A 15,266-nucleotide genomic window follows, 5' to 3' on the forward strand; every position below is an offset into this window, starting at 1 on the left:
TGCGAAGATGGTGCCGTGGCGATCGATCCGGAGCGGCTGCGCACCCTCACCCTGCTGCGGCGGGTGCGGGACCGGATCGACCGGGAGTACGCCCGTCCGCTCGACGTGGAGGCGCTGGCCCGCGACGTCCACCTGTCGGCCGGACACCTGAGCCGGGAGTTCAAGCGGGCGTACGGCGAGCCGCCGTACTCCTACCTGATGACCCGCCGGATCGAGCGGGCGATGGCGCTGCTGCGCCGCGGCGACCTCAGCGTCACCGACGTCTGCTTCGCGGTGGGCTTCACCTCCCTCGGCACGTTCAGCACCCGGTTCACCGAGCTGGTGGGCGTGCCGCCGAGCGCCTATCGCGACGACATGCCGCCGCCCGAGGAGGGCGTGGCCGAGCCGCCGTCGTGCGTGACGAAGAAGGTGACCCGGCCGGTGCGGCGCGGTGGCGCGCAGACCAGCCCGGACCTGCCTGCGTCATCGGTCAGGAATCGAGAAGCCCCGCGCTTCGAGTCGCCGTTAGCGTGAGCGGCATGGACATCAGCATTCAGCACAGCTTCCTCCCGCAGACCGACCCCGAGGCGTCGCTGGCCTTCTACCGCGACGTGCTGGGCTTCGAGATCCTCAACGACGTCGGCTACGGCGAGATGCGGTGGATCACCGTCGCCCCCAAGGGCGCAGCCGGCCCCTCGCTCGTGCTCGCCCCGCCCGCCGCCGACCCCGGCATCACCGAGGACGAGAAGCGCGTCATCGCCGAGATGATGGCCAAGGGCACCTACGCCACCATCGTGCTGCGCACGGACGACCTCGACGCGACCTTCGAGCGGATCCAGGCCACCGGCGCCGAGGTGATCCAGGAGCCGATCGACCAGCCGTACGGCGTGCGCGACTGCGCGTTCCGCGACCCGGCGGGCAACCACGTCCGCATCAACCAGGCAGGCTGAGCCCGGGCCGGCTCAGGTCACGATCACCAGCCGCTGGGTGGCGCGGGTCATCGCGACGTACCTGTCGACGGCGCCCTCGATCCCGGTGCCGAGGCGGTCCGGCTCGACCAGGACGACGAGGTCGAACTCGAGCCCCTTCGCATGCTCGGGGCTCAGCGAGCGGATCCGGGCGGTGGCGGAGAAGTCCAGGGCGCCGATGACGCAGGCGACGCCCTCGGCGTGGCTCCGCTCCCACTCGGCCAGGATCGCGTCGAGCTCGGCGCGGCCGACCCACTCGACGGGGACACCGGTGCTGCGGACCGACGTCGGCACGTTGGCGTCGGGGAGCACCTGCCTGATCACCGGCTCCGCGGCCGCCATCACCTCGGCGGGCGTGCGGTAGTTGATGGTGAGCGTGGCGAGGTCGATGTCGTGCAGTCCGGCGCGCTCGAGCCGCTCGGTCCACGACTCGGCGAAGCCGTGTCGGGCCTGAGCGCGGTCGCCGACGACGGTGAGGCTGCGTGACGGGCAGCGGCGCAGGAGCATCTGCCACTCGGCGTCGGTGAGCTCCTGGGCCTCGTCGACGATCACGTGGGCGAAGGGGCCGGCGTACCGGTCCGGGGCGTGCTGCTCGTCGGGCGCCAGCGCGCCGCGCAGATCGGCGCCGCGGAGCATCGACATGATCATCATGTCGGAGTCGTCGGTCGCGATCAGGTGGTCGACGACGCGGTCCATCTCCGCCCTCTCCCGGGCCGCGGTGGCCTCGCTCCGCCTCCTCTCGCGCGCCGTGTCGGGGTCGCCGAGGCGGGCCCGGGCGGCGTCGAGGAGCGGCAGGTCGGCGGTCGTCCAGACCTGGGGGCCGTTGCGCCGCAGCGCGCGCACCTGGTCGGGGGAGAGCCAGGGAGCGCAGTGCCGCAGGTACGCCGGCACCTCCCACAGGTCGCCGACCAGGTCGCTCGCCGCCAGCATCGGCCACGCTCTGGTGACGGCGTCGACCAGCCCGTCGTTGCGGCGCAACGAGCGACGCAGCTGCTCCTCGGTCGCATCGACGTCGTCGTGCTTGTCGACGAGGATGTCGAGCAGCGCCTCCCAGACCTGGTCGCGTGCCTCGTTGTGGGGCGTGCCCGGGTCGGGCGCGCCGAACGCCTCGGCCCAGTCGCTCGGGCTCAGCCATGCCTGCGACCACTCGGTCTCGACGACCATGCCCTCGCTCGGCGGCTCCTCGTAGAGCCGGACGGCGGGCTCGACCGCTCCCACCATCGCGGCGTCCGCCTTGAGGCGGGCCACCTCGGGATCGCGCTCCTCGGTCGCTGTCCGACCTTCGTCGACGAGGTCACGCAGGGTGCAGGTGCGCACGCCCTCCTCGCCGAGGCTGGGCAGCACGTCGGCGACGTACGCGAGATAGGGCTCGTGGGGTCCGACGAAGAGCACACCGCCGCGGCCCGGGCCGAGCCGCGGGTCGGCGTAGAGGAGATAGGCCGCGCGGTGCAGGGCGACCACGGTCTTGCCGGTGCCGGGACCGCCGTCGACGACGAGGGTGCCGCGCGAGTCGGCCCGGATGATCGCGTCCTGGTCGGCCTGGATCGTGGCGAGCACGTCGCGCATCCGCTCCGAGCGGCTGCTGCCGAGGCTGGCCACGAAGGCGGACTGGTCGTCGAGCGCGGCGCCACCCGCGGCCAGGCCGGCGGGGCTGAACACCTCGTCCCAGTAGTCGGTGACCCGGCCCTTGGTCCATCGGTAGCGGCGGCGGCTGGCCAGGCCCATCGGGTGGGCATGGGTGGCGCCGAAGAAGGGCTCGGCGGCGGGGGAGCGCCAGTCCACCAGCAGCCGGAGGCCGTCGGCGTCGGTCAGCCCGAACCGGCCGACGTACACCGTCTCGCCGTCGGTGCTCACCATCCGGCCCAGACACAGGTCGAGCCGGTAGCGGCGCAGCGCCCTGAGCCGGGCGCCGAGGCGATGCACCTCGAGGTCGCGGTCCATCGCCTCCTGGCCGGTGCCGCCCGGCTGGCGTCGTACGTCGGCCAGACGGTCCTCGAGGTCGGCGACGTTCTGCTCGAGGCTGGCCTCGACGGCGGCGAAGTGGGCCCGGTCGGCGGCGACGAGCGCCGGGTCGGCCTTGGCGGGGTGGTCGTGCAGGTCGAACGCGTCGGTCAAATCCTCAGCTCCCATGGGGTCTTGGGGTTGTCTCCGCTCGGCGGAGACCGGGATTCTGCCCGCTCCCGGGGGCCTTGCCGCAAGCCCCCCTGTGCGCTATATGTTGATAAGGGAGGGGAGATGTCGGAGCCGCCCGGTAGAACCGTGACCATGAGCAGACACCTCCAGATCACCTTCGACTGCCACGACCCGCGGGCGCTCTCGACCTTCTGGCGCGAGGTCCTCGACTACGTCATCCCCGGGCCACCGGGCGTGCCTCTCGCCGCGGGTGAGGACCCGCTGGCCGCATGGGACGTCTTCCTCGAACAGGTGGGGGTCCCACCCGCAGAGCGCAACGCCCGGTCGGCGATCGAGGACCCCGCCGGCGTCGGCCCCCGGGTCTTCTTCCAACAGGTCCCGGAGGACAAGGTCGTCAAGAACCGGGTTCACCTCGACGTCAGAGCGGCGCCGGGGCTGGCGGGAGCGGAGCGGATGGCGGCGCTCGAGGCGGAGTGCGAGCGACTGGTCGGTCTGGGCGGGCGTCGGCTCGAGCGACACGAGCCGGCGCCGCCGATGGCCGGCGGACACATCGTGATGGCGGATCCGGAGGGCAATGAGTTCTGCCTCGACTAGGGGTGTCTCCCCAATCGCCGCCGTCGCGACCGGCGGCCGATCTGGTAAAGCGGCGGAGCGATGTCGTGCCGGATCGCCCTTCGAGCGACCCGATAGCGTCGGCGCATGGAGCGACGACTGGCGGTGGTGACGGGCGGCAGCCGGGGGATCGGTGCGACCACGGCTCGGATGCTGGCCGCGTCGGGCTGGAGCGTGCTGCTGACCTACCGCTCGGAGCGCGCCGCGGCCGAAGCGGTCGTGGCCGACTGCGCCGCAGCCGGCGCGTGGGCCGAGGCGGCGCGGCTCGACGTCGGCGACGAGGCCGCCGTCGAGCGGGTCTTCCGGGCACTGCCGGCTGAGGCGGGTCCGCTGCGGGGACTGGTCAACAATGCCGGGATCGTGGCGCCGACCTCCCGCGTCGCCGACCTGTCCGCCGAGAGGGTGCGCCGGGTGCTGGCGGTCAACGTGCTCGGGACCCTGCTGTGCGCCCGCGAGGCCGTGCGGCTGATGGCGCAGCCGTCCGGCCCCGGGGGAGCGATCGTGAACGTGTCGTCGCGGGCCGCGGAGCTGGGGTCACCGGGGGAGTACGTCGACTACGCCGCCTCGAAGGCCGCCGTCGACACGATCACCCGCGGCCTGGCGCTCGAGGTGGCCGAGCAGGGGATCCGGGTCAACAGCGTGCGGCTGGGGCTGGTCGAGACCGAGATCCACGCCCGCAACGGCGAGCCGGGGCGCCTGGAGCGGGTCGCGCCGTCGGTGCCGATGGGACGTCCCGGCACGCCCGCCGAGGCCGCGGCGGCGATCTGCTGGCTGCTCGACGACGGGGCGTCGTACACGACGGGCGCGGTGCTCGACGTGTCCGGCGGGCGCTGACCGGGACCGGCGGCCGGACCTCACCCGACGGGCGCCACGCTGACCTTGGTTCCGAGTATCTGCCCCGTGGCGTCGCGGAAGGTCAGGGTCACCTGGCGTACGCCGACCGCCTCCGGCAGCGCTGCGCCGTAGCCGTGGGAGTCGGGCCGCACGGGCAGGGTGCGGTCGACCCCGGCCGCCTGGACGCGGACCTGGGTGGCGGTGGGCCACGGCGAGACGCCGTAGACGAGCGGCTCACTGTCGGTGAAGTAGCCGCCCAGCTGCTCGGGTGAGGTGAGCTCCTGGGGCGGCACGTCGTCGCCGGCCCAGATCTCGCCGCCGCACCCGTACTCGAGCTCCTGCTTCGTCGGCGCCCCGATGCCGTCCCAGACGCCGTCGCTCATCGCGTAACAGACCTTCCCGCTCGACGAGGTCGCCAGCCAGAACGCGAAGACACCGTGGTCGGTGTCGAACTGGGCGACCAGTGCCGGCTCGTCGAGCTCGCCGAGCCCGTTCCCGGTGGTGTTGGGCTGGCGGGCGAAGTCCTTGATCACGCTCGACACGACCTCGGTCGGCCCGCCGATCGCCACGGCCGTCGCGGTGCCGATGGTGGACAGGGCCAGGCCGAGCCCGATCGCGGTCCGCCGCCGGGTCCGCCGGCGTCGTACCTGGTCGTGGGCAGTGACGGCGCGCTCCTCGGCGAGGATCCGCGCGAGAGTCGCCTCGACCCAGACCGGGTCGAGCGGCGGGGGAGTCGGGGCAAGTGCGGTGACGAGGTCCGTGGTCATCGGAGTCCACCTTCGGTGAGAGGTCGGTTGCGGGCGGCGGTGCGGGGGTCCGCCGGCAGGTCGGGTGCGCTGAGCGCCGCGCGGGCGCGGTGGGCGCGGACCCGGAAGGTCCCGGGCCGGACGCCGAGAACAGCGGCGGCGGCGTCGGGCGAGAGTCCGTCCCAAGCCACGAGCAGCAGCGCCTCGCGCTGGCTCTCCGGCAGGGCTGCCAACGCCTCGAGCGCGGCCATCCGCTCGGTCGCGAGCATCGCCGCGTCCCGCTCCGGCCGGGCCGCCCCGTCGAGCAGGGCGAGCCGGTCGGTGAGCGCCGTACGACGACGGGCCGAGCGCCGGCTGTTGCCGATCACCTTGCGAGCCGTCGCGATCAGCCACCCGATCGGCGGGTCCGGCACGTCTCCCCAGCGCCGCCAGGCCTGCACGAAAGTGTCGGCCACGATGTCCTGCACGTCGTCGGTGGCTACGTGCCGGCGCACGTAGGCGGCGACGCGCGGGCCGTCACGGCGCCATGCCTCGCTGAACTCGGCTTCCTCGGAAGTACTCATGTCCTCGTAGTGTCCGGCTCGGTGCCGGTGTTACACCCGACCGTGTCGTCGCCATGATCGCGATCCGCGCCATGCCACCATCCTGACTGTGCGCAACGAGCAGCGGATCCCCACCCGAACCCCCGAGTCCCGCGCGTTCGCTGAGCGCGTTGCCGTCGTCATGGACCTCACCGCCCGCCTCAACGCCCTGCCGTTCACCGACCTTGGCGAGCGCCGCCGGCTCCTCACCCAGATCCTCGGCCCCGACCTCCCCGCCGACCTCACGATCCTGCCGCCGTTCTACTGCGACCACGGCCTCGCCGCGTCCTTCGGCGAGCGCGTGTTCATCAACCAGGGCTGCTACTTCCTCGACCTCGGCGGCATCACCATCGGCAGCCGCGTCCTCATCGGCCCCCACGTCACCCTCAGCACCGCCGGCCACCCCGTCGCGCCCGCCGAGCGCTTCGACTTCCTCACCCACGCTCCGATCACCATCGAGGATGACGTCTGGATCGGCGCCGGCGCGACCATCACCCCCGGCGTCACCATCGGCCGCGGCTCGGTCGTCGGCGCCGGCACCACGGTGGCGGCCGACGTACCGCCGATGTGCGTGGTCACCGGGACCAGTGTCGTCGTACGCAAGGTGCTGGGGGAGTAGACCTCGGCGTGGCAGGCTGCTGGGCATGAGCGACAGGTCCGCGGAGGCAACCACCCATCCGGAGTCCGGCCTGGCGGACGACGCCTTCGCGCCTCGCTGGGCCGACGACGACCGTCCGCGGATCCCGCGCGTGGCCGGCGAGCGTGAGGCGCTCACGGCGTACCTGGACTACTACCGGGCGACCGTGGAGATGAAGTGCCGCGGGCTGACCGCAGAGCAGGCGCGGACGAGGTCCATGCCGCCCTCGACGATGTCGCTCCACGGGTTGGTCCGCCACCTGGCCGGGTGCGAGCGCTGGTGGTTCCAGCAGAACTTCGAGCGCCGCGAGGTGCCGTACCTCTTCTTCACCGAGGAGAATCCGTCGCTCGACTTCGACCTGCCCACGGACGCGGACTTCGCCGCCGACCTGGCGACCTGGCGCGACGAGTGCGCCGTCTCCCGCGAGATCGTCGCCGCCCATGAGCTCGACGACACCGCGCGCCCGCTGGACTGGCATGAGGACGTCGACCTGCGCTGGCTGGTGCTCCGGATGATCACCGAGTACGCCCAGCACTGCGGACACGCAGACCTGCTTCGTGAGGGCGTCGACGGGAGGACCGGAACCTGAGCGAGCTGGGCCCTGGGCCGGTGACTACGCCTTGCTCGCCACCATCAGGTAGGTCTGCGCCTTCAGGTCGAACGTGTTCCAGCGCCGGTCTTGAACACCTCCCGGATTTCTGGTCATACTTATGACTATGAATGAAACGCTGTCGATCGCAGAAGCGAAGGCGCATCTCTCCGAACTGGTCGGCCGCGTCGACCGACAGCACGAGCGGGTCACCGTCACCGTGCATGGGCGCCCGTCCGCAGTTCTGCTTTCCCCTGACGACCTCGAAGCTCTCGAGGAGACGATCGCAGTCCTGTCGGACGAGGCAGCGGTACGACAGTTGGCAGCCTCTGACGCCGAGCTTGCGCGCGGTGAGGGGGAGTCCGAGCAGAACCTGGCTGACGCCATGCGCCGTCGCGGACATGTTGCGTGACGGCGGAGCGCTTCGAGCTCATCATCTCGCCGACCGCGCGACGACAACTGACCGAAAGACTTCCTGAGTCAGTCGCGTTCGCAGCTTATGACTTCATCGTCGGGCCATTGCTCGACAACCCTCACAGAGTCGGAAAGCAGCTGCGTCCACCACTTGAGGATCGCCACAGTGCTCGGCGCGGCACCTATCGCGTGATCTATCGGATCGATGACGGACGGCGCCGAGTGACGGTCGTCGGCGTCGTGCATAGATCTGCCGCCTACCGATGATCCAAGGCCCACGCCGCCGCAGTTCCGGGCCCGCGGCCGCAGCGGCCGCGCCGATGGCGACCTGCCCCCCGGTTGCCGGCGAGCACGTGTGCGGTCGTGACGGCTGTGGTCGTGTTGCGGCGTCGGCGTTCGTCGAGGCTAATCTGCTGCGATACGCCATGAACACGCCGACACCGGGGCGACGTCTCGGAAGCCATCTGCGCGCTGATGACCTGCGGGAACGGTGCGATCGTCCCGAAGCGGGAGTTCTCGCACGTAATGCAACTCCCGATACTTGAGTGCCGATAAGTGACACAGAGTTCCGCGTTATGTTCGCACCGCTGCAAGCGGAACTGCTGAGAGCGGCGGAAACAGGTGCGATCGAGGGATTCCTCACTCAAATGCGGGCAAACGCAGCCAAACGCGACAACCGTAGTTGTCGCTTCCGAGACGGGAAACGGCGCACGGGGCGACAACTTGAGTTGTCGCTACAGCGGTCCCGGACGTAGGCCGATGGGCGCTCGGACATGAGTACCGAGCATGGATCACACGCAAGGCAGTTGGCGCGGCGACTCGCCGGAGTCCTCGACCGCATGGCGACCGGCCCTGAGCGGCCAATCGCCCATCTGGAGGGGGTCCGCCACGTGCGCGAACTCCTCGAACTGGTAGAGCAGGGCCTCATCACGGCAGCACTGACCGAGGGTCACGACTTCGGGGCCGTTGGACGCGCTCTCGGCATCTCCAGACAGGGCGCGAGGAAGCGCTACCAAGGCCGGCAGCTGCCCGACGACCCGTTCGACCGCTGGATCGCGCTACAGAAACGACAGCAGGGCAGACACAAGCCACGCCGCAAGGCAGCCTGAACCCTCTAGAACGGCCCCGGAGCACCGATCCGGGGCCGTTTCGGCGTCCGAGAGGGCGCCCGGGGAGCGCGGTGGAGCCGCGCCTTGGTCCCCTGCGAATAGTTCTCCCGCATTGCTGCTCGTGGGCCGCCCGCGTCAACGAAAGTCGGCGCCGAGGCATTTCGTTGAAGTCGACCTCAACGAAAGTCGAGCGCGGCCTATTTCGTTGGATAGCGAGCGCAATTCAACGAAAGTCCGTGGTTGCGACAACTGGGGTTGTCGATTTTCAACGAATTATTGACTTCTGGAATTCGGGGCCGCGAGGGTTCTGTCAGCCGGTGAACTACATCGGCGTAATTCGGAAGGGTGGTGATCGGCCATGGGTGTGGTGATCACGGGTGATGTGCTGGGGGAGCGCTCTCGGTCGGGGACGTTCGATGACGGCAAGGGCTGGTCGGTCCGGGAACTGCTGGTGCTCGACGGTCTGGAGACGGTCTCGGTTCGTCTGGAGGACTATTTCGGGGAGGTTCCGGCTCGCGGTGAGCGGGTGGCGATCGACTGCGAGTTCCGCTCGGGCAAGTTCCGGGGGCGCGTCCGCCTTCCTGCTGTCGAGGCTGCGTTGGCTGCGCCTGCTGGCAAGTAGTCGGGTGTCGTCGTGCGGGTGCTGTGGTCGGTGCTGCGGGGTGCCGCGTGCCTGACCTTCTGCGCCTTGCTCGTGCTGCTGGTGCCGTCCTCCGCTTGGTCGGCTACCGGCGCGCATGGGTCGTCGGTGCCGTCACGACTGTCGTCGGATCACTGTGGTACTTCGGGCGATGAGCCGCCCGGCGAGGAGCCGCACGTGTGCGTGCCGGGGCCTACGGAGACGGCGACGGTGACCGTCACGGAGACGGTTGTTGAGCAGGGTGAGGCGACGTGCGGGAGCGGCGATCTTCCGGCGTGTCGTGTTGATCTTCCGCCAGGTACCGAAGCGTGGGCGCTTCTGGCTGGCGGGCTCACTGTGGCGCTTCTCGGGGCGCTGCTGGTGACCACCTGGGGGTCCTCGGGTGATTGAGAACGTATGGCTGCTCTTGGTCCAGGCGCTCGTGATTGTGCGGGCGTGGCAGCTGCTGCTCCATCTGGCGAGGGGATGACGTGGAATCAGTGGAACTGATCCTCGAATGCCTCGTCGGGGGGCTCTCTGTCGGGCTGCTGGGTGCCTTGATCAAGGGAAGGGGGTGAATGACGCATGAGTGCTCCGACTCCGACGAGCATCGTGAGCGATGCCGTTGACGGCCTCGGTGACGACCTGCTCACCATCGCGGGTGTGGGTCTCGGCATCGGTGCCGTGATCTTCGCGGTCCGCAAGGGCTGGAAGGTCGTCAAGGGCTTCATCGGCTGACCGACGCGTAGCGGGTCAGTGGCGGGCCGGTGCGTCCTTCTCGGGGGGATGTACCGGCCCGGTCGCTGTCTCGGCTGCGATTCGGCAGTCAGAACACGGGCGCGACTTGCCCCACGCAAACGCTGTCATTGCTGCGGCGATCACTCCGAGAGGCCCCGGCAATACGAGGGCAAACGCGGCGATGACGAGAACGGAGAGGACCGCATGCGTAGTTGGGGATCTCATGGTTGAGCACGTTAGCGGTCGGGTGCTGCTTCGGCTGCTGGTTGTCGTGCTCGCCGGGACTTTGGTCCTTGCCGGTCCGGTCGGGAGGGCATCTGCCGAAGGCGGTGTTGTCGTTGGCCCTACAGTTGGGCAAGCGCATTTCGAGAAGTGGTCCAGATTCAATGTCACGGGCTGGGAGTGCGACCTAGTCGCGTATTGGTCAACGGACGAGACCGGCGGGAACTTTATCCGCGGAAGTTATTCGTGTCGGACCGGGTATGCGCAGGGTGATCTGCACATTGATATTGACGTCGATCCTGAGCCGATACCGGGGCAGCCTGATTGCGCTGGGCGAACCGTCATTGTGGGTTCAAAGAATATCGATGAGGCTGATGAGCGTGCTGGTGCTTTCGGTCCGGTGTTCGTTGGTGAGAACTGCGGACCCGTGACGCAGGCGTGCTTCGTACGGCTCTCAGGCGGTGGAATTGCGGATGGGTGGAGTAACGAGAGCGAGCGCAACTGCGTTGGTTTCGAGCTGGGTGCTCCACCGACGATCGATCCGCCTGTCGAGGCGCCGGGCGGTTGTCCTGTTGGGCGTCCCGCTGATGTCGCGGTCGGGCCGTGGGTGGAGCAGCCGTATCCGGGTTCCACGTGGCAGGACTGGGGCCACTATGACGTGACGGTGACGTGGGATGGGCCGGGAGTCGGCAGTCCGTCGAGTGGCGACGTTCGGTTCTATCTGTTGGTCAGGCCCGCGGCGTCGGGTTTCATCGGCTGGGGTACCACGTATCCCACGCAGACTGTCAACGCGTATACGAGTTCGTTGGAGGGCTCTCTAGTCCGGTTACAGCAGTCCAAGTTTGCGACCGGTGGCATGTTGTCGAGCCCGATGACGTTCCAGTTCGGATCGAAGGGCACGAACAATCACACCACTCCGGTGGGTCCGCCTGGCCAGGTCGTCGGGTTCGGTATCGCGTTCGGCGATGTCAACGGGGGGCTTGCTGATTATCAGGTGCCCGTTCTCGGCACGTTGGATTCGAATACGACGTACCGGGCCGGTTATACGAGCGGCGCGGCCTGTCACTGGTACTGGGGTGCCAAGGTTGTCACCTCCGGTAGTCCTTCGGCGGACCCGATTAGTCCTGTTCCCGGGCCGCCTGGCGAGGAAGTTGACCCGCCTGTTGTGCATGTGGGTCCGCCCGGGTCTTGTCCTCCGGAGGCTTCGGTCTGCGTTGAGCAGGATCCGCTCCCTGGCCCGCCGTCGTCGGTGCCGGACCCGGAGAGCGAGTCCTGTGAGTTTTCGATCACTGACCCGTCCACGTGGGGCGGTCAAGTGATCTGTGCGATCGTTTGGCTCGGCAAGCGTCTCCTTGGGATGTTGGGTGACCTGCTCGACGGCATCGCCGGTCTTGTGGGGGCTCTGCTATCGGGCCTTCTCAACCTCCTTCAAACGCTGTTCGTGCCGAACGGTGACTTGTTGTCGGCGCGTATTGAGGGGATCAAGGATGCGCTGACGGATGGTCCGGTGGGGGATTGGACTGGGGCGTTTGAGGGCGCGTTCGGGTTGTCTGGGTCTCCTGGGGGTTGTGAGGGTCCGGCGGTGGATCTGACGGCGCTTGGTGTGCCGAATGTCGAGGAGATTCGGCCCTTCGCGGCGTGCTCGGGCAAGGCTGCTGATGCTGCTGGGATCGTGCGGATGGTCGCGTCGGTAGGTATCGGCATCACCGGGGGTATGGCGATCGCGCGGATGGTGCTCGCTGCCCTGGGTATCCGGGTCGGGGCGCCGGGCGCTGGTCGGGGTGGTGACGGCGGATGATCTTGGACGCGATCTTCGCGGTGGTGCTCGGGGTGATCGAGCTCGTGATCAGTCTGTTCACGACGCTGGTGCCTGCGGTGCCGGGCTGGTTCGTGACCGCGCTCGGTCAGGTCGACGGGCTCATGGGGTACGTGTGGGCGCTCGACACGTGGCTGCCTGTCGGGCTGCTGCTGACGATCGCGGCTGCTGTCGCTGCGGCCTGGGCGGTCGCCGTGGTGATCGGCGGGATCCGGTGGGTCGTCTCCTACTTCCTCGGCGGCGGGGGTACGACGTGACGCCGGACTGGGTGGCGGAGTGGATGGTCGGCCTCGCTGTGCTGGGCGTGACGTTCATCGCGGGGTGCTGGTGGGGGCTGTGGCTGGCGGCGACCCGGTGGGCGCGGATGGAGCGGTTCGCGACGTGGGCGCATGACGCGCAGATGCGTTTGAACGAGGTCGATTACGAGATGAGGGGTGTGAAGCGGTGAGCATGCTGACGGTGGGTCTGATCGGCGGGTGGCTGGTCACGGGGCTCTGTGACTGGTTCGCGACGCGGAAGGCCGTGAGGCGGGCGTACGAGCGGGGCTGTGACGACGCGATTCGGCAGGTGTCGGCGTGGTAGCGGTGCTCGTGGTCGTCGGCCTCGTCGTGGGGCTCTTCGTCGCTCGGTCGCGCCGCAAGGCAACCCTGGCTGGCCTCAACGGGGAGCGGCCTACGTTCCATGTCGAACCGCCTTCTCGGCGGGTCGCGAAGCGGAAGCACGAAGCATTGTGAGGCGGGATCCGGGGCCAGGGTGTGCCTGGGAGTGTCCGACCCATGGGCGGGAGTACCTGTGCGTGATCGAGCGCGGGCATGTCCGGTGTCCTCCCTGCGGGGCCTGGTGCTGCTCGGGGAAGGGAGACGAGTGATGGACCTGACGTACGTGTGCCCGGCCTGCGGCTGGTGTCAGGAGCCTCACCCGGACTACGGGTGGCAGCCGCACGACGCGCGCGCCGTCGAGGTGCACCGTGAGCAGTTGTGCCCGGGTTGGAAGGAGCGCTGATGTTCGCTAACGAGCGGAAGCGGGCGATTCGTCGTGGGTGGCCGATCATGGGGTATGTCGGGCCGAATGGGTCGGGCAAGTCGGCGGCGATGGTCTGGGACACGTTGCCGTCGTTGCTCGCTGGTCGTCCGGTGCTGGCGACTGTGCGTCTGCTGGATTTCGAGCGGCCTCGGGAGTGCGAGGGCTGTGACGAGTCTGGGCATGAGATCCCGGTGTACGAGCCGGTGCCGTGTCCTGAGGGGATGACGGTCGCTGACTGGGTCCGCGCAACGACGTTGGACGAGCGGCGGCGGTTGGTGGGCTACCGGGTCCACGGTGCGGCGCACCCGTTGTACGTGCCGCTGACCGACTGGGGACAGGTCCTCGACGGTCGCGGGATGGATGTCCTGATGGACGAGGTCACGGGTGTGGGGTCGTCGCGTGAGTCGATGTCGATGCCCGCGCCGGTGGCGAACATGCTTGTGCAGCTGCGGCGTCGCGACATGGTGTTGCGGTGGTCGTCGCCGGCGTGGGCGCGGGCGGACAAGATCATTCGTGAGTGCTCGCAGGCGGTGACGTACTGCACCGGGCATCTGCCGAAGAGGTCGGGTGATTCGGACCGGATGTGGCGGCAGCGGAGGCTCTATCGGTGGCGGACGTTCGATGCCACGGTGTTCGAAGACTTCACCGCTGGGAAGCGGGATCAACTCGACACGATGCTGGGGGACTGGCATTGGGGTCCGTCCTCGGGTGTGTTCGATGCGTACGACACGTTCGATGCGGTGTCGACGATCGGCACGGTGACTGAGGGCGGGACTTGCTATCGGTGTGGTGGTCGTCGTCGGGCTCCGTCGTGCTCGTGCCCGGATCATCGTGGTGAGGCTCGGGGTGCCGGGTCGGGCAGGGGGAGCGGTGGGGTCCCCGCGGAGCGGGGTGCCGCGTCCCTGCCCGGTCCCGGTCTCGATGGTCACGCGGGTGGTGGGGCAAAGCACCGGGCTGGTCTCGACGTGCTCGCGACCGCGTCAACGAATGTTGACGGCTGAGCGGTCGGCGGACGGGTCACGCGGGTGGGTTGGTCACTGGGTCTGTCCCTTGTTCATGCTGCTCTTGGTGCGTTTCGTCGGTGTCGATCGGCGGTGGGCGCCGGATCGGCAGGATGGGCCGCAGTAGCGCGGCGGTCGGCCTTTGGCGTGTTGTACGAGTTGGGCTCCGCAGTAGGCGCACAGTCCGGGGTCGATCGCCGCGACCGGGGTTTCGTACGGGGCTCCGTCCTCGCGGGTTCGTCGTCGTGCGCCGGCCATTACTGGTCCTCCTGGCGGTCGTGTCGCTGGAGACGGCGACCGACTTCCAGTGACAGGGCGATGACGACAGCGCACGTGAGGATGAGGGCCAGGTATGCGACGGCTAGTGTCACGAGGAGCGCGATGGGCGCGCTTGTCATCACAGGTCCCTGACGGCTTCGGCGTTGTTGACCTGGGCGCGGATCTTGTGGAGTCGCGAGGCGAGTACGTCGGTCGACTCGACGCCCTCGCGTCTCCCGCCGACGATCCCGGCGTGCTCGACGTGGGCGGCGATGTCGTCGCAGGTCTCGCAGTCCTCGAGGTCGCATCCTCGTGCGGCATGCAACGCGCGGACGGTCTGGGCGAACGCACGCACGCCGTCGTTCGGCAGGGCCGCGCAGGTCTCGCATCGGCAGATACGGGGGGCGGTGAACACGATGGGCTGGGAGTCGATCATCGTTCACGCCTCCTGTCCGTAGATGGTGCGCTCGGCGTCTCCCAGGCGGGCGATGATGACGGCGAGCACGGCGAGGTCGTCGTACTCGCTGAGCCGGTCGAGGGCCTTGATTGCGTCCTTGGCGTCGGTGTTGCCGACTGTGTCGAGCCATGCGGCGGTGTCGCGGATGGTCTTCAGTGCGGCGGCGGTGCGGGCGTCGGTGGGGATCTTCATGGTGTTTCTCCTGGTGCTGTGATCGGTGCCCTGGTCCGGTTGGCCGGGGCGGCTGACCATCCGCGGAGCTTGCGGAGCGGGTGGCCTGCCGCGAGGCGCAGCGATCACGGCCCGTGGAGGCTCGCGATCAAGGGAGAATTCCCGGAGGCATCGGCAGAGACCGGGCGAGCAAGGTCGAGGCGTCCGACAGCCGGTTGTGCTGGCGCTGGTCCCTACGCGGGTCAGTGGGCCGGAGGGACGCGAAGCGCCCTTGATCGTGAGTGGGCCGTGATAGCGGAAGGCGGGTGGCCTACGGCGGTTCAGGTCTATGGGGCTGGTGCCGGATCGGCCCGCAGGGT

At 69.1% G+C, this 15,266-nt stretch carries 20 protein-coding genes; 15 read left to right on the forward strand and 5 right to left on the reverse strand.

Going from position 1 to position 15,266, the window contains the following annotated elements; genetic code table 11:
- Positions 1–15 precede the first annotated feature (15 nt).
- Both ACUP6Y_RS11620 and ACUP6Y_RS11625 read left to right on the forward strand, forming a co-directional pair.
- A complete protein-coding gene (locus ACUP6Y_RS11620; protein ID WP_462556546.1) occupies positions 16–513 on the forward strand; it encodes a helix-turn-helix transcriptional regulator in 498 nt (165 codons plus the stop codon).
- 5 nt (positions 514–518) lie between these two features.
- Positions 519–929 carry a VOC family protein gene (locus ACUP6Y_RS11625; protein ID WP_462556549.1) on the forward strand — a complete coding sequence of 137 codons (411 nt, stop codon included), beginning with the start codon at positions 519–521 and terminating at the stop codon, positions 927–929.
- Between the two features lie 12 nt (positions 930–941).
- On the opposite strand, the gene helR is transcribed toward ACUP6Y_RS11625, so the two are convergent.
- A complete protein-coding gene (gene helR / locus ACUP6Y_RS11630; protein WP_462556552.1) occupies positions 942–3,062 on the reverse strand; it encodes an RNA polymerase recycling motor ATPase HelR in 2,121 nt (706 codons plus the stop codon).
- A gap of 150 nt (positions 3,063–3,212) precedes the next feature.
- Here helR and ACUP6Y_RS11635 point away from each other — a divergent pair, with 150 nt between their 5' ends.
- Together ACUP6Y_RS11635 and ACUP6Y_RS11640 are read left to right on the forward strand one after the other, a co-directional pair.
- Entirely contained in the window at positions 3,213–3,674 is a 462-nt protein-coding gene (locus ACUP6Y_RS11635) for a VOC family protein (protein WP_462556555.1), read from the forward strand.
- A 105-nt stretch (positions 3,675–3,779) separates the two neighbouring features.
- A complete protein-coding gene (locus ACUP6Y_RS11640; protein ID WP_462556558.1) occupies positions 3,780–4,526 on the forward strand; it encodes an SDR family oxidoreductase in 747 nt (248 codons plus the stop codon).
- A gap of 20 nt (positions 4,527–4,546) precedes the next feature.
- Here ACUP6Y_RS11640 and ACUP6Y_RS11645 read toward each other — a convergent pair whose 3' ends face one another.
- Both ACUP6Y_RS11645 and ACUP6Y_RS11650 read right to left on the reverse strand, forming a co-directional pair.
- Positions 4,547–5,293 (reverse strand): hypothetical protein, encoded by a 747-nt coding sequence (locus tag ACUP6Y_RS11645; protein WP_462556561.1) that lies wholly within the window; start codon positions 5,291–5,293, stop codon positions 4,547–4,549.
- Positions 5,290–5,835: an RNA polymerase sigma factor gene (locus ACUP6Y_RS11650; protein WP_462556563.1), complete on the reverse strand. Its 546-nt coding sequence runs from the start codon at positions 5,833–5,835 to the stop codon at positions 5,290–5,292. The genes ACUP6Y_RS11645 and ACUP6Y_RS11650 overlap by 4 nt, the downstream gene beginning before the upstream one ends.
- Positions 5,836–5,923: 88 nt before the next feature.
- On the opposite strand from ACUP6Y_RS11650, the gene ACUP6Y_RS11655 reads away from it, so the two are divergent.
- From ACUP6Y_RS11655 to ACUP6Y_RS11705, 11 genes are all read left to right on the forward strand, one after another.
- Positions 5,924–6,472, forward strand: coding sequence for a sugar O-acetyltransferase (locus ACUP6Y_RS11655; RefSeq protein WP_462556566.1), 549 nt, complete (start codon positions 5,924–5,926; stop codon positions 6,470–6,472).
- 25 nt (positions 6,473–6,497) lie between these two features.
- The gene (locus tag ACUP6Y_RS11660; RefSeq protein WP_462556569.1) at positions 6,498–7,079 is read left to right on the forward strand and encodes a DinB family protein; all 582 of its coding nucleotides are present in this window, start codon (positions 6,498–6,500) and stop codon (positions 7,077–7,079) included.
- A 127-nt stretch (positions 7,080–7,206) separates the two neighbouring features.
- On the forward strand, positions 7,207–7,491 hold the full coding sequence (locus ACUP6Y_RS11665; RefSeq protein WP_462556572.1) for a type II toxin-antitoxin system Phd/YefM family antitoxin: 285 nt from the start codon (positions 7,207–7,209) through the stop codon (positions 7,489–7,491).
- A complete protein-coding gene (locus ACUP6Y_RS11670; protein ID WP_462556574.1) occupies positions 7,488–7,760 on the forward strand; it encodes a type II toxin-antitoxin system RelE family toxin in 273 nt (90 codons plus the stop codon). Before ACUP6Y_RS11665 ends, ACUP6Y_RS11670 begins: the two co-directional genes overlap by 4 nt.
- A 506-nt stretch (positions 7,761–8,266) precedes the next feature.
- The gene (locus tag ACUP6Y_RS11675) at positions 8,267–8,602 is read left to right on the forward strand and encodes a hypothetical protein (protein WP_462556576.1); all 336 of its coding nucleotides are present in this window, start codon (positions 8,267–8,269) and stop codon (positions 8,600–8,602) included.
- 358 nt (positions 8,603–8,960) lie between these two features.
- Positions 8,961–9,224: a hypothetical protein gene (locus ACUP6Y_RS11680; RefSeq protein WP_462556577.1), complete on the forward strand. Its 264-nt coding sequence runs from the start codon at positions 8,961–8,963 to the stop codon at positions 9,222–9,224.
- A gap of 609 nt (positions 9,225–9,833) precedes the next feature.
- Positions 9,834–9,959: a hypothetical protein gene (locus ACUP6Y_RS11685; protein ID WP_462556578.1), complete on the forward strand. Its 126-nt coding sequence runs from the start codon at positions 9,834–9,836 to the stop codon at positions 9,957–9,959.
- Positions 9,960–10,206: 247 nt separating this feature from the next.
- Entirely contained in the window at positions 10,207–11,979 is a 1,773-nt protein-coding gene (locus ACUP6Y_RS11690) for a hypothetical protein (protein WP_462556579.1), read from the forward strand.
- The gene (locus ACUP6Y_RS11695) at positions 11,976–12,254 is read left to right on the forward strand and encodes a hypothetical protein (protein WP_462550871.1); all 279 of its coding nucleotides are present in this window, start codon (positions 11,976–11,978) and stop codon (positions 12,252–12,254) included. The genes ACUP6Y_RS11690 and ACUP6Y_RS11695 overlap by 4 nt, the downstream gene beginning before the upstream one ends.
- A complete protein-coding gene (locus ACUP6Y_RS11700; RefSeq protein ID WP_462550872.1) occupies positions 12,251–12,445 on the forward strand; it encodes a hypothetical protein in 195 nt (64 codons plus the stop codon). The genes ACUP6Y_RS11695 and ACUP6Y_RS11700 overlap by 4 nt, the downstream gene beginning before the upstream one ends.
- Positions 12,446–12,998: 553 nt before the next feature.
- The gene (locus ACUP6Y_RS11705) at positions 12,999–14,021 is read left to right on the forward strand and encodes a hypothetical protein (RefSeq protein WP_462550873.1); all 1,023 of its coding nucleotides are present in this window, start codon (positions 12,999–13,001) and stop codon (positions 14,019–14,021) included.
- Between the two features lie 397 nt (positions 14,022–14,418).
- Here ACUP6Y_RS11705 and ACUP6Y_RS11710 read toward each other — a convergent pair whose 3' ends face one another.
- Positions 14,419–14,715, reverse strand: coding sequence for a hypothetical protein (locus ACUP6Y_RS11710; protein WP_462550874.1), 297 nt, complete (start codon positions 14,713–14,715; stop codon positions 14,419–14,421).
- Between the two features lie 3 nt (positions 14,716–14,718).
- Positions 14,719–14,928: a hypothetical protein gene (locus ACUP6Y_RS11715; protein ID WP_462550875.1), complete on the reverse strand. Its 210-nt coding sequence runs from the start codon at positions 14,926–14,928 to the stop codon at positions 14,719–14,721.
- Between the last annotated feature and the right edge of the window lie 338 nt (positions 14,929–15,266).

Source organism: Nocardioides sp. S5-5, from assembly GCF_054954065.1.